The sequence below is a fragment of the Pedobacter sp. GW460-11-11-14-TSB4 genome (assembly GCF_059423705.1).
The window spans coordinates 1-19,098 of the sequence record NZ_JBWKYI010000050.1 but is presented as its reverse complement, the minus strand read 5'-3'; the positions used below and the strand labels follow the sequence as shown (position 1 = coordinate 19,098).

The window sequence follows — 19,098 nt, the reverse complement described above, 5'->3', positions numbered from 1 at the left end:
CTGCCATTTTTTATGGGCAGTGGGTGTTTTTTTAATTAAACGACAATCTTCCAATTAAAATAGAAGCTTTCTTAGTGGAAAAAATCCTTTGTGAACCCTTGGTTTTTAGGGTTTTCAAGGAAAGGTGAAAAGAATATATCCTATTGTTTAGTATTTATGAACATAAAATATGCAACCTAAATGTTACTTTTGAAAAATACTTATAAAGGAACCCCATTTATATAAGTAGATCATAACCAAACAAAGCGTGCCACTAACATGGACAAAAAGAATATTCTGGGTGAGGACATTTCTCTGCATAGTTTGTGGTGGGAGGCCATGTGTTTAGGTGAAAAAGATGCTTTCCTTAACTTGTATAAAAGTCTTTACCGGAGTTTAGCTGGATTTGGTTTACGCGTTTGTAACGATGCTGAAGTAGTTACTGATACTTTAAACCAGGTTTTTCTCGAACTGTGGGAGAAACATGATGCACTTCCCAGGGTGGAACAGGTTGAATCTTATCTGCGTACCATTCTGAAAAGGAAGATTTTAAAGAAAATCGCTCACGAACAGCGGTTAAATAAGGCCATTTCAATTATCGTTAGAGAGGACGAAGATCTATTAGAGATGCCTTACGAAGAACTGATTGTAAAAATACAATCTGATGAGCTGGTTAAAGCCAGTTTACTTGCGGCTTTAGAAAAACTGACCCCTCAGCAACGAAAATTGATTCAGTTGCGCTTTTACGATGGTTTGAGTTATGAAGATGTGGCTAAAAGAAGCCAATTAACCGTTAGAACGGCTTATAACACCATTTATACCGCCCTCAAATTCCTCCGTACTCACCTTAAATTTTAGCTGTTTGTAATTGTATTTTAAAGCTGTTTTAAAATAAATTAAAAAAAAAGCGAAAAAAACTTGGTAAAAGTTTAACATTCTGCGCACTGGTATTAAAAGCGCTGTAATGATTGACGAATATAAATACCCGGAAGATTTTTTAATGGATGATACCTTTAAGCAATATTGCGAGGGTAGCAGCAAAAAATGCGTTCTTTTTTGGGAAGATTGGATTGCCAAAAATCCTGAAAAGCATAAAACAGTTGATGCTGCCAAAAAATTATATGGGGTATTAAGCGGTAATTTAAAACCTGTTGATCAACAGGTGGATTACCTGACCAGCATGATATCGCCCGTAGTAAAAATCAGGAGATTTAAGACAATACATTACGGCATTGCTGCTTCCATTTTTGTTGTTTTATTTTTAGGGCTCATCTATTTTAATTATACCAGGCGAGCTGAAGTATCACTATACGCTGAAAACTTTGTAGCGAAAAAAGGGGAGAAGAAAAAAATCGTATTACCTGACGGTACCTCGGTATATCTTAATGGTGATAGCAAAATCGAGCTGGGAGAAAATTTTAATCAAAAAGATCGAAACGTTAGATTAACCGGAGAAGCTTATTTTGATGTAAAACACAATGCACAGAAACCTTTCTACGTGCGTACCAAGGATTTTAAGATCACGGTATTGGGTACCGCTTTTAATGTTAAAAGTTATAACAACGAAAACGAATCGGCGGCAACCTTAGTTCGGGGCTCTATTAAATTAGAAGATAATAACGGATTGAATAAAAACACCATTATTCTTAAGGCCGGGCAAAAAATCACCTATCATTTTGTAAAAGATCAATTGAATCTGAGGCCATCGCTTGGGAGTGCAGACGATAAGTTGCCTAAAATTGAAGTCAATAATCTTACGATGGTGAACAAAGAGGTCGTGGAATCGGCCTGGACACATAATAATATCGTTTTTTTAAACAACAATTTTGAGGAGATCAAAGAGCGGCTTGAGCGTTGGTTTAATGTCACTATAGAGTTTGAGGATAAAGAAGTAGCTGCCTACGTTTATACGGCAAATTTCAAAAACGAAGATATTTTAACGGTATTGCAGAAAATGCAGGAGGTAAAACATTTTAAATTCAAAAAGAAAGGAGAGCTGATTACGATAACCAAATAAACAAACTAACCAAAATAAACCTGTATCAAAAGAAAAAAGAAGGGGATTGCTGCAACAATTCCCCTTCAATAATTTTTTTGATCTTCTTTTTAATCTGAGGCTTCATTACACAAAATGCGCAGCCTCAAATAAACCAACCAAAAAACAAAAATATGATTAAAATTTACATTAGTCAAGCCTCGCCATGGCTCAGGCTGCTATCCAAATTCATTATTCAAATGAAGATTGCCATTTTTATTATCTTTATTACCTGTTTAAATGTTTCTGCCAAGGTTTTTTCGCAAGAAAAGCTTTCTCTTGACCTCAAAAATGTCAAGCTCGAAAAAGCCCTGCAGATCATCGAAAAACAAAGCGGATACCGTTTCGTGTACAGTCCAACCGAAGGGCCATTTAATAAATTGGTCAGTATTAAAACTAGCCAGGCTCCATTAGAAGAAGTAATGCAATCACTCTTATCAGGAACTGCATTAAATTTTAACGTTAGGGAAAATAATTTGATCACCATCCTGGCATCTGATAAGTTTAATCAAGATCTTATCATAAGGGGTGTGGTTAAAGACGAAACTAATACTGGATTACCGGGTGTTACAGTGGCAGTAAAAGGTGTTAAGGGGCTTGCTGTATCAACCGACGGAGAAGGAAGGTTTAGTTTAAAAGTGCCTGAAAATGCCATACTGGTTTTCTCCGCTATTGGATATATATCTGTTGAGGTGCCAGCATCTGAATCTCTTATAAATGTCCAGTTAAAGCCCGCTAACAATAATCTTGATGAAGTCGTAATTCAGGCTTATGGTACAACGACTAAAAGAAAAACGACGAGTGCGATTAGTACACTAGATATGAATGCTGTAGCATCTATACCTGTAGCTTCAATAAATGATGCCATAGCTGGGAGAGCTCAAGGTGTAATTGTGACAACTAATAGTGGTTCGCCAGGTACAAAAAGCACCATTTCCATCAGAGGGGGAGGTACGCCGCTTTTCGTCATCGATAATGTGATCAGATCTGCAAATGATTTTGCCAATATAAATCCGAATGATATTGAAACTTATTCGATACTGAAAGATGCTGCTGCAACTGCACTATATGGCGTTTCGGCTGCTAATGGTGTTATTTTGGTAACGACCAAAAAAGGAAAAGAAGGTACCGTGAATATTAACTATGCATTTAATCAGGTATTTTCTCAACCTACACTTTTCCCAAATAAATTAAGCTCTTACGATCAAAGGAGTGCCATTAATACGTTGTATGCTGCAGAAGGTAAAAGCCCTTATACCTCTCCAGCCGATTTGGAAAAATACCGCACAGGTTCTGATCCGCTAAACTTCCCTAATACGGATTGGAGGGCATTAACCATGAAAAATTTTGCGCCAGAAATGAGGCATGACCTATCTATATCTTCAGGTACAAAATTGTTAACCTATTATGGAGGATTATCGTATTACGACCAGGGAACAATTTTAAAAACCGATAAAAACTATAACAGACGGGCTACTTATAGGCTAAACACTTCGAGTGATTTAGAAAAGGCTAATTTAAAAGTTGTTACCGCCTTTGATGGATACGTTGAGTCTAACTCGCAGCCTAGTGTTAGTTTTTCTAATCTGTATAGTCATATCCAAAATAAGCAACCAACGTTTCAGGCATACAATGAGTTTGGACTACCATCTATCAATACCCCAGATAACCCAGTGGTAGAACTGGATCCAAAATCTGGTTATAATAGAAGATCGAGCAGGGTTTTTAACGGCAATTTAAGTTTAGAATATAGTGCACATTTCTTAGAAGGCTTAAAATTTAAATTAAACGGCAACTATAATACGATTAATTCTGAAGGTAAAATTTGGAATTATTTTGCGCCAAGTTACGCCAACGGTAGCAAGACTGCAATTCCGGGGCCTGCACCAACTTTAACCGGCTCAAGCAGCTCTGGAAATACACTTACTTTGCAAGGATACATTACATATAACAAAACATTTGGCGATCACAGCATTGATTTTACCGGGGTTTACGAACAACAACAATTCAAAACATCAGGCTTAAATGTGAGCAGGGTAGGTTATCAACTTATAAGTGATCAGTTTATAGCGGGTCCTACGGAAAATCAGACCATAAATATTTTTGATGGAAGTAATAACTTAATTACCGGCGAAGCGGAAAGTGCAAGAGCAGCATACATTGGACGTATTTCTTACAGCTTTAAAAATAGATATTCTTTAGAAGCATCGCTCAGAAGAGATGGTAGCGATTTATTTGTCCCTGGAAAGCAATGGGGAACATTTTATGCCTTATCGGGCAGTTACATGCTCTCTGACGAAACCTTTATGAAAGGTTTGAAAGAGAAGCATATTTTAGATTATTTGAAATTGAGGGGATCTTACGGTAAGACAGGGAATTCGGATAATATTGGAAGGTTTCTTTACGTAGCCGGATACAGAGTGGCTTCGATAGGCTATGTTATGGATGGTAAACCAGTTCAAGGTACATCAGAGCCAAGTGCATTGCCAAGTATTAATTATTCTTGGCAAACCATTAAAAGCCGAAACATTGGTATTGATATGGCATCACTAAACAACCGTTTAAATACATCAGTTGATTATTTTTACACTAGAACTACTGGTTTTGTTACCTCCGATCCTCAATTTGCCGAAACGCTAGGTATCGGGTTGCCGCCAATCAATTTCACCGCTGGGGCAATCAGAAAAGAAGGTGTAGAATTTAATGTAAATTGGAATTCAAAAGTGAGTGAACTCACTTATAAGGTAGGATTGAATTTTACTTATTTTAATACTCTAAATGAAAGATCTACATTGGATGATGACGCTACACTCCGAAACCCTTTTACGCGTGTATCAGGTCAAGAAACACGCTTTTTAGTGGACGATAGTGGCCGGCCAATTTTGGGATTGATCAATAATGGGTTTTATACTACCAATCGTGAATTGCTGAACGGTGCCAGAAGAGTTTCTTCAACTGATGTTGTAGCTGGTGATTTAAGGTATCAGGATTTGAATGGAGATGGAAAAATTGATGATAATGACAGGGTTAGGATTGGCAACAATACTTTCCCAAGAATAAATTTTGGCCTTACAGTTGATCTTGGTTATAAGGGATTTAGCTTTAGTGCAGTCATGCAAGGCTCGGGGAACAGGGACAGGTATATTGGAGATGTAGTACAAGGTGCAAATCCTGTTTCATTGCTTACTTATCAGTTTCAGCAAGATTATTGGCGTACTGATAATCAGGATGCCTTGTTTCCTCGTGCTGTATCAACATCAAGTGTTAACGGAGGAAATAATTTCGCAAGAAGTGATTTTTGGCTGATTCAATCCAAATACTTGCGTTTAAAATATGTGCAGCTAGGCTATGATTTTAAACATTCACTATTAAAGAAATCAAAATTCCAGCAACTACGCCTGTTTGTTTCCGGTACTAACCTATTAACATCATCTAAAAGCCAGGATTATTTTATCGATCCTGAATCTGATCCCAACAACTATGGCTATCCTGTACAAAGAACATTTGCCCTTGGTGTTTCAGCTGGTTTTTAATTCACAACTAAAGTTTAAAAAAATGAAAAAATATATCATATCTTCTTTAGGCTTATTTGTTTGCTTATTGGGACTAAATGCGTGTAAAAAAGTTTTGGAAACGGAACCATACGATAGAATTAGTGAAGATGTTGTTTGGAGTAGTAAATCAAATGCTGAAACATTTGTGTTCAGCACTTACGATGCAATTACAAATTCGTTTGCCAGTGGTCCTGGCGTTGATGCCCGCACATCAAATATTTTAGGTCAGGATGGAATTGCCGGCGATGCTTACCCAGTATTTAGTGAAACCTTAACCAATAACAGTGATTATGGATTTAACAATTGGGCTAACGTTCGCCGTTGCAACCTGATTATGAAAAAAGTTCAGGAATCTGCTGGCATTGCAGATGCCGATAAAAAAACAATGATTGCAGAAGCTAAATTTTTAAGGGCTTTATCTTATTACAGCATTGCTCGCAGCACCGGACGTATAGTCTGGATCGATAGAGTGCTTACCCCTGATGATGAATTAAAATTACCAAGCACAGCAAATCCTGCTGAATCTTATAAGTTAATTATTAAAGACTTAGAAGACGCGGTTGCCGATCTGCCAACTATAAAAGTGGCAGGTAGAACAAATAAATATGTTGCCGCTTCATTTTTAACAGAAATCTGTTTACAAGCCATAGCTTACCAAAATTATCCCAATGCTGCAAACGTATCGGCGAGCGATCCTTTATTGCAAAAAGTTATAGATAATGCAAATTTGGTAATCAATAATGGAGGATATTCACTAGAAGCAGATTATGGAGGCATGTTTAATGAAACTAAAAATGTTTCTCCTGAAATTATATTGGCCATTTATAAGAAAGCCATTAATACAACCGTACAGGATACACCAATGCAATTTATGGTTGGAAATCTTAAACCTGATAAATTGGTTCCGATGGAAGGTTACCCAGCGTATCTCATTCCAGATTTGTTCAATTGCTGGCCTGGTAACTTTCCTTGTGAAAACTTAACTGATGAGTACTTAGTTAAAGACGATGCCGATCCTACAAAAGCTTTGCCTTGGCATCAAACTTCACAATATAAGGCTGCAGTTGATGAAAGCGCTTCTGTTACCATTCCTTATCAAAAGATAGGATTAAAAGATAATGTTATTCCTAAATTGGCCGAGGAAACAATTGTAAAACAAGGCAGAATTAAATCTGGAAGTACAGAAACTGTATGGTCTTTAACCAATAGAAACCGCGATGCAAGATGGGCCAGTTCAATCGTTAGCGACTCGACCAAGTTTTATGGAGATAATTTAGTTACTGCTGTAAAAGGTAATGCCTGTAGGTGGATTTCTGTTAACGGCGGTATCTGGGGTGCAAGTTTGAGTAATATGTACTGGCGCAAAGGGGTTTATACCAATGTAACGCCAACATTATTAAATGTTTCTAAAACAGATTATCATTATGTATGTATGCGATTAGGGCGTGTGTTTTTAAATATGGCAGAAGCCTACCTATTAAAAGGTGATCTTGCTAATGCTAAAATATTTTTAAATAAAACACGCGAATTTCATGGTAAAATTCCTGCCTCGATGGCATCGTCCTCATCAGAGGTTTGGAAAGATTATAAAAGAGAACGTAGGGTAGAACTAACCGAAGAAAATGATTATTACTGGAGCTTACTGCGTTGGGGACGTTACGGCGGTGATGCAAATAATAATATCGCTAGCGGAGGAACGATACCCGAACTAACCGAGCCAATAAGAGTAATGGACATCACTAGAGATCGTAAAGGATTTGCCATTGTTACCGGGCCTTTCGCAAATGGTTACAACGATCGTAAATTCAATCCTAACAGGCGCTATTTAATGCCTATTTCACAACGGTTTATTGATAATAATCCAAAATTTGGTCCGCAAAATTTTGGTTGGTAGATATATAAGAAAATAACGATGAAAAATATTAATAAAATTAGAATGCCATTTATGGGCATTATCATAGCAATGTTATTCACTTCTTGTTTGAAGAAAGGTTTACCTGAACTGCCACTTGCTGATGGCAATGCAATTACTTTGGTTAATGCCGAGTATCGCTTTGAAAGTGGTGCGAAAAATATGAACGGACAATCAATTGTAACAAATAGAACATTAACCGTGGTACAGGGTAATATAGATAAGGTTAATGGTATTATAAATGTAGCTATTAGTGTTCCGGCAGCAGGAAGTCCTGTTGATTTTACTGCGGCGGAGAAGGCTAAAGTGGTTCAGACTAAGATTTGGTTCAATGTTAACCTCTCTACAGCGGCTACCATTTCGCCTACAGGTGGAACGCCTGCGCTCGGCGACCCTACCGACGCCACCAAGCCGCTGAAATATGTGGTAACTGCAGCCAATGGTGATGTTAAGGTGTGGACGATCAATGTCACTTCATTTTCAAATAATTAGTGGGTTAGTTGTATGATTAGAGCCGTTAAATTTAACGGCTCTTTTCCATGATTGTCCTAGACAACATTATTGTGTCAAGAAAGATGTTTTAGCCGAATACAATAACTTGTATATTAATAAACAGATGATAAGAACTTTACTATTTTGTTTTTTCCTCCTGATTTTAAACGGAGAAATTAACGCTCAAAACGTAAGTACCCTGCCTGCAAAACAGGTTTTAAAAAGAACATTTGGCGCTAAAGCCGAGCAGATAAAATTAGAACTATTAAAATCAGACGGTGGGGCAGATTATTATGAATATGCTGCTAAGAATGGCCGGTTGACCGTTAAGGCTACTACTACCAATGCCTTAACTCGTGGCGTTTACGACTATTTTAAAAACAATCATTTAGGCATGCAGGATTGGGCGGGGAACAATTTTAAAATATCAGGCAAACTACCTGATGCATCAATTACCAAAGTTGCATCGCCTTTTAAATTAAGGCAGGCCCACAACGTGGTTACCGCTGGTTATAGCACTCCTTTTTGGACCTGGGAACGCTGGGAAAAAGAGCTCGACTGGCAGGCTTTGCATGGTTTTAACATGCTTATGGCACCCATAGCTACCGAGGCGATTGCTACCAGGGTATGGAAAAAATTAGGGCTTACCCAAAAAGAAATCGATAGCTTTTACGTATCACCATCCTTATTGCCGTGGCAACGGATGGGCAACATACAGAATGTAGGCGGTGCTTTGCCAGATGCATGGATTACAGATCAAACCGCACTACAGCACAAAGTGCTGACACGTATGCGCGAACTGGGCATAAAACCCATATTACAATCATTCGCAGGTTTCGTTCCAAAGGCTATTAAAAGACTTTATCCCAATTTAGTGCTCCATAGTACATTGTGGAATGCGGGCTTTCCAGCCTCACAACGGCCCTCCATGCTGATGCCAGGCGATCCTTTGTTTGCCAAAATTACTAAAATGTACATGGATGAGTGGAAAGCCGAGTTTGGCGATGCCACATATTACCTCGTAGATAGTTTTAATGAGATGGAACTGCCAAAGGGTGATACACCCATTACCGATATTTTGGCCGACTACGGAAAATTTACTTACGACGCGATAAAAAGTGCTAATCCTGATGCAGTTTGGGTTATACAGGGATGGATGTTTACCTATCAGCACAAACAATGGCCGTCAGAAAATGTAAAAGCCTTGTTTAGCAAAATACCCGATGCTAAGATACTGATTTTAGACTATGCCAATGATTATGCTAATAGCTGGGAGCCGCTTAATGCCTTTAATGGTAAACAGTGGATTTATGGTTATATGTTTAATGCTGGTGGTAAAACAGCTTATACAGGCAATCTCGATTTGTATGCTACAGGCGTGGGTAAAACGCTCGCTTCCACTAAAAAGAAGAATCTAATAGGTTTTTCTACTTCTGGCGAAGGCCTTGAGAACAACGCTGTTATCTACGAATTATTAACAGATGCCGCTTGGTCTGATAAACCGATAGTACTTGATAGTTGGTTAAAAGATTTTTCTATTAACCGTTACGGCGCTTACCCCGATCAATTAAGGCAGTCCTGGAATTTGTTGCGTAAGAGCGCGTACAGCAGGCTGATAGACCACCCTCAGTTTAGTTGGCAAATTGGAAGATTGAAAATTAACAATGTAGATAGGTCCGATAATTTCTTTAAATCTGTTGAATTATTTTTAGCCTGTCGGAGTAATTTTAAAAACTCCAAAAACTATCAGGCTGATGCCATTGAACGCAGTGCATTTGTATTGGGGTTAAAGGCCGAAAACTGGTTTGAAGCAGCAGGCAAGGCCTATGCTAAAAAAGATATCACTAATGGAGATTCTTATGCCAAAAAAGGGATAATACTGTTGGCAAATGTGGACAGGTTAATGGAATCTCACCCGTTAAACAGACTAGAAAATTGGTGAACTTTGCGAAGCAGCATGGCTCAACCCCAACCTTGAAAAAGTTCTACGCCGCTAGTGCAAAACGAATTGTAACCATTTGGGGCCCACCGGTAAATGATTACTCTTGCCGGGTTTGGAGTGGTTTAGTTAGAGATTTCTATATTCCGAGGATGCAGGCAATTTTAGAGGAGAAGAAAACTGGCAAGAAGTTCGATTTAGCCGCTTTTGAGCAAAATTGGGTAGATAACGCAGAAATAAGCAAAATAAAGCCATTTGAAAATCCGGTTGAAACAGCCGCAAGATTAGTAAATGAAGCTATAACAGAGCAGCTACCCTCATTATAATTGCCATAAGCTAGCAGTTATACTTGATGGAAAAAATCCAGAGATAAACCATTAAGCTATGATCAATTCATTAACCACAATCTTATTTTCAGTTCTCTATGAATAATAAATTAATTTTTATAGCCTTGTTTTTAATGGTGCAGCTACAAGTATTTGCCCAAAAGTTAAACACACTCCCTGCAAAACATGTTCTGCTACGTACCATTGGCCCAAAGGCAGAACGGATACAACTGGAATGGTTAAAAAATAAGGGAAATACAGATTATTATCAGTACTCCGCCAAAAACGGTGTTTTAACAGTTAAGGCTACTACTACCAATGCCTTAACGCGTGGTGTGTATGATTATTTGAAAGACAACCAATTAGGCATGCTCGATTGGGTGGGCAGCAACTTCAAAGTACCGGCTAAATGGCCCGATGCACCAATAACTAAAATTACATCGCCCTACAAGATAAGGCAGTCTTACAACGTTGTTACTTTTGGTTATACTACTCCTTTCTGGACCTGGGAACGCTGGGAGCAAGAATTGGATTGGCAGGCCATGCATGGGTTTAATACTTTAATGGCTCCAGTAGCCACTGAAGCCATTGCCACAAGAGTTTGGAAAAAATTAGGCCTTACCCAAAAAGAAATTGATAGTTTTTATGTCTCGCCATCATTGTTGCCATGGCAGCGAATGGGTAATATCCAAAATGTAGGGGGCACTTTACCCTCAACATGGCATACTGATCAAATTGAACTGCAGCATAAAATTCTTGCCCGCATGCGCGAGCTTGGAATGGAGCCCATTCTGCAGTCGTTTGCGGGTTTTGTGCCCAAAGCCATAAAGAGGCTATATCCAGAGTTGTTACTACACAATACTTTATGGAACGCAGGGTTTCCAGCCTCGCAAAGGCCCGTAATGCTGATGCCTGGCGACCCTTTGTTTATGAAGATTACCAAAATGTATATGGATGAGTGGAAAGCCGAGTTTGGAGATGCCAAATATTACCTTGTAGATAGTTTTAACGAAATGGAACTGCCAAAGGGAGATAAGCCTGTTACCGATATTCTGGCAGATTATGGAAAATTCACCTATGATGCTATCAGATTAGCCAACCCTGATGCTACCTGGGTAATACAGGGTTGGATGTTTGGCTACCAGCGTAAACAATGGCCGCCAGAAAATGTAAAAGCCCTCTTTAGTAAGGTACCCGATGATAAAATTATGATTTTAGATTATGCAAACGATTATGCGAATAGTTGGGAACCTGTAAATGGTTTTAATGGTAAACAATGGGTTTATGGTTTTGTACCTAATATGGGCGGCAAAACGGCTTATACCGGCGATTTGGAATTGTATGCTACAGGTGCCGGAAAAACACTTAAAAATCCTGCAAGGAACAATTTAAAAGGTTTTTCTATCTCAGGCGAAGGATTAGAAAATAATACTGCTGTTTATGAATTGTTGGCAGATGTTGCATGGAATAATAATCCAATAGATTTAAATAAGTGGTTAAAAGATTTTTCCATCAACCGCTATGGCAACTATCCTGAAAAACTTAAAAAATCTTGGGATCTGCTGCGCAAAAGCAGTTACGCAAAATTAATTGATCATCCACAATTTAACTGGCAGACTGGTTCTTTCAAAAGAAGCCGTATTAACAACAGCAAAGATTTTTTTAAATCTGTAGCCTTATTTCTGGCCTGTGCCCCTGAATTAAAAAAATCTAAAAATTATCAGGCTGATGCCATTGAAAGGGTTGGATTGGTTTTAGGCTTAAAAGCAGAAAACTTACTTATTGCCACAAATGATGCCTTCGAAAAAAAAGATACTGTTAAGGCTAACCTATATGCTGATAAAGCAATGAAATTGTTAGCTGATTTAGATCGTTTGATGGAAAGCCATCCTTTAAACCGCTTAGGCAGGTGGATTAATTTTGCAACAGCACACAGCAACGACCAGTCTTTGCAAAATTTTTATGCTTCGAGCGCAAAGCGGATTGTAACCATTTGGGGGCCTCCTGTTAATGACTATTCATGCAGGATGTGGAGCGGCTTAATCCGCGATTTCTACATTCCAAGAATGAAATTGACTTTGGAAGCCAGGAACAAAAGGAGTGTATTCGATAAAAAAGCCTTTGAACAAAACTGGGTAGATGATCCCGGAGTAAGTAAAATCGAACCTTTTTCTAATCCGATCAGCGCAGCCCAACAACTATTAAAGCGTGCTATGTTAGATAAATTTCCCTTGTAAATTTGGGTCTACCCAAAATATAAACATAACAAATGAAAAAAATAATAACTTTTTGCTTGATGCTTTCTTTTTTAGTAGCACGGGCGCAATACTATCAAATTGATGTAAAATCTAACAGAAGTTTAGATGTTACCTCTATTAATATGACAGGAACTAATCCCGATGGTATTAAACTTGGAGTAAACAATCAATATTTTACTAAAAATAATCAACCCTGGTTTCCGGTGATGGGCGAAATGCACTATAACCGTGTAAGGCCAGAAAACTGGGAAACCGAAATTTTGAAGATGAAAAGCGGAGGTTTGTCCATCATAGCCACCTATATTTTTTGGAATGAACATGAAACCACAAAAGGGGTATGGGACTGGAAAGGTAACCGTGATCTCAGGCGGTTTATATCGCTTTGCCAAAAAAATGGTATGTATGTCTGGCTGCGGATTGGCCCCTGGAGCCATGGTGAACAGTTATATGGTGGTTTTCCTGAGTGGATACAAAAATTAAAAGGCCACAGAACCAACAACCCCGAATATCTAAAAGAATCAGAAGGTTTGTTTAAGCAAATTGGCCAGCAAACCAGGGACATGTATTTTGCCGATGGTGGACCGGTTATTGGCGTGCAATTAGAAAACGAATATGCAAGTGGCCAGGCAGAACACATTACTACACTGAAGGAAATCGCCCGGAAAGCACAAATTAATCCAGTCTATTGGACGGTAACCGCTAATACCGTATTTGACGATGCCAAAATGGAAGTGATCCCTTTACAGGGCTCTTACCCTTACCGCGGTTGGGAAAGAGGCGGTGGCGGTCTCACCAAAGATTTTTTATATGGCAACGATCAATGGATTATGACCGATGCCTTAGGTAAAGTTTTTTATGATGTACACAAATTTCCAAAAGGGCTATGCGAGCAAGGTGCAGGTAGCCAGATCACTTATCAAAACCGTTTTATTGTACAGCCCGAAGTAATTGAAGCACACCTACAAAACCAGATAGGCCGTGGTATGAACCTGGTGGGGTATTACATGTTTCATGGTGGCACCCAAACGCCTGGATTAAAAGAACCTAGAACTTGTCCTGAAAGTTACGATTTTCAAGCACCCATCAGTGAGTTTGGTTTTTTGCGTCCATCCTATAAATATTTGAAGGTAATTCACACATTTGTGAACGATTTCGGTACGGATTTAGCGCCTATGCGGGTTTACGAACCAGAAAATCCGGTAAGGGACGAAAAAAACACGAAAGACTTAAGATATATCGCCAGGGCTAATGGCAATAGCGGTTTCCTGTTTTTAGGTAATACACAGGTGCGCATTACCATGCCCGATAAACACGTTACGATGCAGGTAAACCTGCCAAACGAAACGATTAATTACCCAACATTATTACTCGAAGGACAAACGACGGCAATTTTACCTTTTAACTTAAAAGCAGGCTCAGCTTTAATTAAATATGCAACCGCACAACCTTTTGCCAGGTTAGTTAATGGTAAAAATATTACGCTGGTTTTTCAGCAATTAAAAGGTGTAAACCCAGAATTCGCGTTAGACAGCCGCACGCTTAAAAATAAAGATATTACAGGTTGGAAAGCGGTACAAACTGCTAATCAACTGCAACTGCAGGTCATTGATAAAACCGATTGCACCTTTACAGACACAGACGGAAATTCAATCAAAATTATTTTTATTAGCCCTGAGCAAGCTCAAAATGCATGGAGGTTAAAACTGAAAGGACAAGATGCCTTATTGATTAGCCAGGCAGATGTTCTGGTTCAAAATGATGAAATTACGCTGCAGCAACTTAACAAAGCTACATTTAATTTAATGGTTTATCCAAAGGGATTAAACGCTTTTACAGCTGCTAAACCTAAAACGACGAAATCGCTCTTCGATCAGTATGAGTGGCAAACACCAAACTATATGGCTAAAATCACGGTAAATTATCCAAGCCGTAAAACTGCCGAGATTAGTTTCCCGGCCACATTTCCTAAAAACGTAAATGATGTAATTTTAAATGTAGATTACTGGGGTGATGCCTGCGATCTGATTCAGCAACAGACCATAAAAACAGATAACCTGTATAACGGCGAAACCTGGCAAATTGGCTTGCAGCGATTTTTAGGCAGAGGCAAAATTAACTTAGATTTAAAGGACTGGAATAACCAAACTACAGGTGTTCAGGCTGAGTTAATACAGGAGATTAAAAACAAAAGAACAGGATTTAAATCCATAAAAGCGGTAACGCAATATCAAACTACAATCCATTTAAATTAAATTTATAGCCCTTACCGTTTTCTAAAGCTGTAAGGGCTGAATTATTTATAGCAAACACACAAATGAAAAAATATTTTATCGCCTTGTTATTATGTATTGGTCATCAGCTCCATGCCCAAACCATTGATGTTACCCAGTTTGGAGCCAAACCCAATAGTTTTGCTGATGCTACTGCAAGTGTAAAAAAAGCTATTGAAGCAACGAAAGGGCAAGCGAAATCTGTACTTAATTTCCCAAAAGGCCGGTATGATTTTTGGCCAGACAGCGCTACCGAGACACATTATTATATCTCCAACACCTCCTCCGAAGTAGAATTCCCGGTAAAAAAACAAAGCGTCGGCTTATACCTAAAAGACTTAAAAAATGTGACTTTAGAAGGCAATGGCTCCGTTTTTATCTTTCATGGAAAAATGATTACCTGGGTGATTGATGGGAGCGAAAACATCAGGTTTCAAAATCTATCCATTAATTATGAGCGGCCGGGGATGTCGGAAATGACCTTGCAGGAAATTACACCAACATCGGTTATCGCAAACATTCATCCCGATAGCAAATTTGCCATTGTTAATGGTCGGTTGGAATGGTACGGCGAAAAATGGATAGCTAAAAACCACCATGCGGTACTCTTAAGACCAAGTGCAGGCACCTTATTCTACAGCAATTGGGAAGTTTTTTCTAAAAGTAACGCTGAAAACATAGGCCCACTCAAGGTAAAATTCACAGGAGATTTTTCGAAATTTAAAGCGCAGGCTGGCGATGTGCTAACGGTTAGAGACCGTTATCGCGATTATGTAGGCGCATTTAATAACCGCTCTAAAAATATCAGTCTGCACAACATCAACATGTATTCAATGCATGGTTTGGGTATTGTATCTCAGTTCTCCGAAAACCTGAGTTACGACAGTGTTTTTGTAGCACCTGAACCAGGAAGCGGCCGTGTAATTGCTTCATCGGCTGATGGCATGCATTTTTCGGGTTGCAAAGGACAAATTATCATCAATAATTGCCGGTTTAATGGTTTGCATGATGATCCGGTTAACGTACACGGTACACATTTAAAAATAAGCGAAATTGTATCGCCCAACAGTTTAAAGTTAAAGTTTATGCATCACCAGAGTTATGGATTTAATGCTTTTATACCGGGTGATACGGTAGCTTACCTGAACAGTGCTGCACTTCAGATTTACGCCCAGGGTGTAATTAAAACCGCAAAACTAATTTCGGAAAGAGAAATGCTGGTGGAAATGGAAAAACCTTTTTCCAGTGAATTAAAAATAGATGATGCCCTGGAAAACATCACCTGGACACCATCTGTAAAAATTACAAATTCAAGATTCGAAGGAACGATCTCCAGGGGAACGCTGATTACCACACGACGTAAGGTATTGATCGAAAATAACGTCTATTACCGTACGGGCATGCACGCCATCCTGATTGAAAATGATGCCATGGGCTGGTACGAATCGGGTCCGGTAACCGACGTAACCATCCGCAATAACCAGTTTATCGAATGCGGTTATAACAGTGCACCTGATAGTTATGCCATTAAGATTAACCCCGAAAACCGTGAGTTGGTTAAAAATTATTATGTACACCGTAACATCAGGATCGAAAACAATACCTTTAAACTGTTGGATTATCCTTTATTATCTGCAAAAAGCACCAATGGGCTAACTTTTATCAATAACAAGATCGAAAAGTCAGATTTTATGCCATCAGGTAAAAGCCGTCCGGCATTTAATTTTTTAGCCTGTACAGGCGTGCTGATTAAAGGCAATCAGTTTGGCGGCATCGAAAAGCCCGAGATACGATTGAAGGAAATGCTTAAAAAAGATATTAAATCAGATATTAAATTCGAAAGTCCGGTTACGGTTAAGAATTAAGTTAATTACAGATGATTATTTAGTTTATGTATTTGCAAAAAATAGTTTATTGTTTGAACTATTTTTTTGTTTTATTTACGCCATATGTTATATCCTAATCCAATTAAGATGAGATTTTTTTTGACAACATTTTTTTGTTGTATTGCTACCTTTGTTTTAGCTCAGGAAAATAATGCCCTAAAATTGTGGTATACCAAACCGGCAACGCAATTTGAAGAAGCCCTGCCTTTGGGCAACGGGCGTTTGGGCGCTATGGTATATGGTGGTATCGCTAAAGAACAGATATCATTAAACGAAGCCACTTTATGGTCGGGTGGACCGATTGATGCCGCAAAAATAAATCCCAATGCCAAAAATTATTTGGGACCTATCAGAACAGCACTTTTTTCGGAAGATTATAAAGCGGCCGATTCACTTGCTCATTTTATGCAGGGGCCTTACTCAGAAGCTTTTATGCCCCTTGGTAATCTGTTTTTTAAATTCGATCACGCAGGCGATGCCACTAACTATAAACGGGAGCTGGATATTCAAAATGCGGTATCAAAAGTAAGTTACCAGATTAACCATACCACTTATACCCGCGAAACCTTTGCCTCTCATCCCAATCAGCTGATTATATTTAAATTAACTGCAACTGGGAAAGATAAACTTAGCTTTTCGTGTAATTTCAATAGTAAACTGCTGGCCAGGAGTTTGGTTAAATCGGGTATGTTGATGATGAAAGGTTGGGCACCTGTGCATACCGAACCGAATTACAGAGGAAATATTGCCAATGCAATTGTAAACGATACCACAAATGCGATGCGCTTTGTATCGATGTTAAAGGTTTTAAAAACAGATGGGAAACAAAATTTAACGGATACAACTTTAAGTGTTAATGGCGCTACCGAAGTAATATTGGCGCTTTCTATGGCGACCAGTTATAATGGTATTGATAAAAACCCAGGCTTAGCAGGCAAAGCTGAAAATACTATTGCTGCGGCTTATCTCAATAGCGTGTTAAACAAAAGTTATCCAAGTTTAAAAACGGCGCATCTTAACGATTTCAGGAAATATTTTAACCGTGTTGCCATACAATTGGGCGATACTGAAAATGAAAAATTATCCACAATAGACAGGCTCAATCGATTTGCCACAGGTAAAACCGATAACAGTTTAATTGCCCTTTTTTATCAATACAGCAGGTATTTATTAATCAGTTCTTCCCGTTCAGGTGGCCTTCCTGCTAATTTACAGGGCATCTGGAACGAATCTGTGCGTCCACCTTGGAGCAGTAATTACACCACGAACATTAATGCACAAATGAACTATTGGGGAGCAGAGGCTGCAAATCTTTCGGAAATGCACCAACCCCTGTTAGACTTTATAGACAGATTGGCTAAACCCGGAGCTATAACAGCAAAAAACTTTTATGGTGCTGGCGGCTGGGTATGCCACCACAACAGTAATATGTGGGCAATGACTAACCCTGTGGGCGATAGCGGAGAAGGCGACCCCTGCTGGGCCAACTGGCCAATGGGAGGCACCTGGTTAAGTACCCACTTATGGGAACATTATGCCTTCACCAAAGATGAGGCCTTTCTTAAAAAGCAGGCATATCCCTTAATCAAAGGATCAGTACAGTTTTGTTTAGATTTTTTAACGGCTGATCCTAAAGGCTACCTGGTAACGGCACCATCAACTTCACCTGAGAATGTTTACATCACCGATAAAGGTTACGTTGGTCAAACTTTGTATGGTAGTACTGCAGATATGGCGATGATCAGGGAGTTATTTGCCGATTATTTAAAAACTGCAGCAATATTAAAGCTTGATGTAGCGATGCAAGCCAAAGTAAAGGCGGCAATGGCTAAACTTTATCCATATCAGATTGGCAAAGCCGGAAATTTACAGGAATGGTACCACGACTGGAAAGACAGAGAACCACATCACCGCCATTTATCGCATTTATTTTCGGCATATCCCGGTTATAGTATCACCAGTTCAGAAACACCAAAGCTAGCCGATGCGGTACGTAAATCGCTTGAACTGCGTACAAACGAAGGTACAGGCTGGGCAATTACCTGGCGGATAAATTTATGGGCCAGAATGCAAAATGGAGAACGTGCTTACGATGCGGTGAAAAAATTAATGCGTTTTGTAGGTAAAGATGCTACAGTGAAATACGGTGGCGGCGGTATTTATGCCAATTTATTTGGCGCACATCCGCCATTTCAGATTGACGGAAACTTTGGGGGTGGCGCCGGTATTTCAGAAATGTTATTGCAAAGCCACCAGGGCTATATCGAATTGTTACCCGCACTTCCTGTGGAATGGAAAACAGGATCGGTTAAAGGTTTCGTAACTAGGGGCAATTTTGTAGTAGATATGAATTGGAACGATGGAAAATTAACTGGTGCAAAAATTTTCGCTCCTAAAGGTGGTGTTTGTAAGGTTAAATACCATAACCAATTTAAAGAAATTAAAAC

Annotated in this window: 11 protein-coding genes; all 11 read left to right on the top strand. The window is 39.0% G+C overall.

What is annotated here, in order from left to right:
- Nucleotides 1–258 precede the first annotated feature (258 nt).
- Nucleotides 259–837, top strand: coding sequence for an RNA polymerase sigma factor (locus tag AC07YT_RS24605; protein ID WP_478357064.1), 579 nt, complete (start codon nucleotides 259–261; stop codon nucleotides 835–837).
- A 106-nt stretch (nucleotides 838–943) separates the two neighbouring features.
- Entirely contained in the window at nucleotides 944–1,996 is a 1,053-nt protein-coding gene (locus tag AC07YT_RS24600) for a FecR family protein (protein ID WP_086546990.1), read from the top strand.
- Nucleotides 1,997–2,148: 152 nt separating this feature from the next.
- Complete coding sequence (locus AC07YT_RS24595; RefSeq protein WP_086546989.1) at nucleotides 2,149–5,547, top strand: SusC/RagA family TonB-linked outer membrane protein; 3,399 nt, start codon at nucleotides 2,149–2,151, stop codon at nucleotides 5,545–5,547.
- 22 nt (nucleotides 5,548–5,569) lie between these two features.
- Nucleotides 5,570–7,462, top strand: a complete 1,893-nt coding sequence (locus AC07YT_RS24590; RefSeq protein WP_494945572.1) for a RagB/SusD family nutrient uptake outer membrane protein — start codon at nucleotides 5,570–5,572, stop codon at nucleotides 7,460–7,462.
- Between the two features lie 18 nt (nucleotides 7,463–7,480).
- Complete coding sequence (locus tag AC07YT_RS24585) at nucleotides 7,481–7,972, top strand: DUF5018-related domain-containing protein (protein WP_086546987.1); 492 nt, start codon at nucleotides 7,481–7,483, stop codon at nucleotides 7,970–7,972.
- A gap of 124 nt (nucleotides 7,973–8,096) precedes the next feature.
- Complete coding sequence (locus AC07YT_RS24580; RefSeq protein WP_086546986.1) at nucleotides 8,097–9,914, top strand: alpha-N-acetylglucosaminidase; 1,818 nt, start codon at nucleotides 8,097–8,099, stop codon at nucleotides 9,912–9,914.
- A complete protein-coding gene (locus tag AC07YT_RS24575) occupies nucleotides 9,911–10,237 on the top strand; it encodes an alpha-N-acetylglucosaminidase C-terminal domain-containing protein (RefSeq protein WP_494945571.1) in 327 nt (108 codons plus the stop codon). The genes AC07YT_RS24580 and AC07YT_RS24575 overlap by 4 nt, the downstream gene beginning before the upstream one ends.
- Nucleotides 10,238–10,335: 98 nt before the next feature.
- Entirely contained in the window at nucleotides 10,336–12,474 is a 2,139-nt protein-coding gene (locus AC07YT_RS24570) for an alpha-N-acetylglucosaminidase (protein ID WP_086546984.1), read from the top strand.
- A gap of 32 nt (nucleotides 12,475–12,506) precedes the next feature.
- A complete protein-coding gene (locus AC07YT_RS24565) occupies nucleotides 12,507–14,747 on the top strand; it encodes a beta-galactosidase (protein WP_086546983.1) in 2,241 nt (746 codons plus the stop codon).
- Between the two features lie 62 nt (nucleotides 14,748–14,809).
- The gene (locus AC07YT_RS24560; RefSeq protein WP_086546982.1) at nucleotides 14,810–16,630 is read left to right on the top strand and encodes a right-handed parallel beta-helix repeat-containing protein; all 1,821 of its coding nucleotides are present in this window, start codon (nucleotides 14,810–14,812) and stop codon (nucleotides 16,628–16,630) included.
- A gap of 108 nt (nucleotides 16,631–16,738) precedes the next feature.
- Nucleotides 16,739–19,098, top strand: a 2,360-nt coding sequence (locus AC07YT_RS24555; RefSeq protein ID WP_494945570.1) for a glycoside hydrolase family 95 protein, incomplete at its 3' end; no start/stop codon positions are given.

Bases quoted from the DNA above. Each gene is read 5' to 3' on its own strand.
- AC07YT_RS24580 (WP_086546986.1), top strand. From the start codon at position 8,097: ATGATAAGAACTTTACTATTTTGTTTTTTCCTCCTGATTTTAAACGGA.
- AC07YT_RS24565 (WP_086546983.1), top strand. From the start codon at position 12,507: ATGAAAAAAATAATAACTTTTTGCTTGATGCTTTCTTTTTTAGTAGCA.
- AC07YT_RS24585 (WP_086546987.1), top strand. From the start codon at position 7,481: ATGAAAAATATTAATAAAATTAGAATGCCATTTATGGGCATTATCATA.
- AC07YT_RS24560 (WP_086546982.1), top strand. From the start codon at position 14,810: ATGAAAAAATATTTTATCGCCTTGTTATTATGTATTGGTCATCAGCTC.
- AC07YT_RS24605 (WP_478357064.1), top strand. From the start codon at position 259: ATGGACAAAAAGAATATTCTGGGTGAGGACATTTCTCTGCATAGTTTG.
- AC07YT_RS24595 (WP_086546989.1), top strand. From the start codon at position 2,149: ATGATTAAAATTTACATTAGTCAAGCCTCGCCATGGCTCAGGCTGCTA.
- AC07YT_RS24590 (WP_494945572.1), top strand. From the start codon at position 5,570: ATGAAAAAATATATCATATCTTCTTTAGGCTTATTTGTTTGCTTATTG.
- AC07YT_RS24570 (WP_086546984.1), top strand. From the start codon at position 10,336: ATGAATAATAAATTAATTTTTATAGCCTTGTTTTTAATGGTGCAGCTA.
- AC07YT_RS24600 (WP_086546990.1), top strand. From the start codon at position 944: ATGATTGACGAATATAAATACCCGGAAGATTTTTTAATGGATGATACC.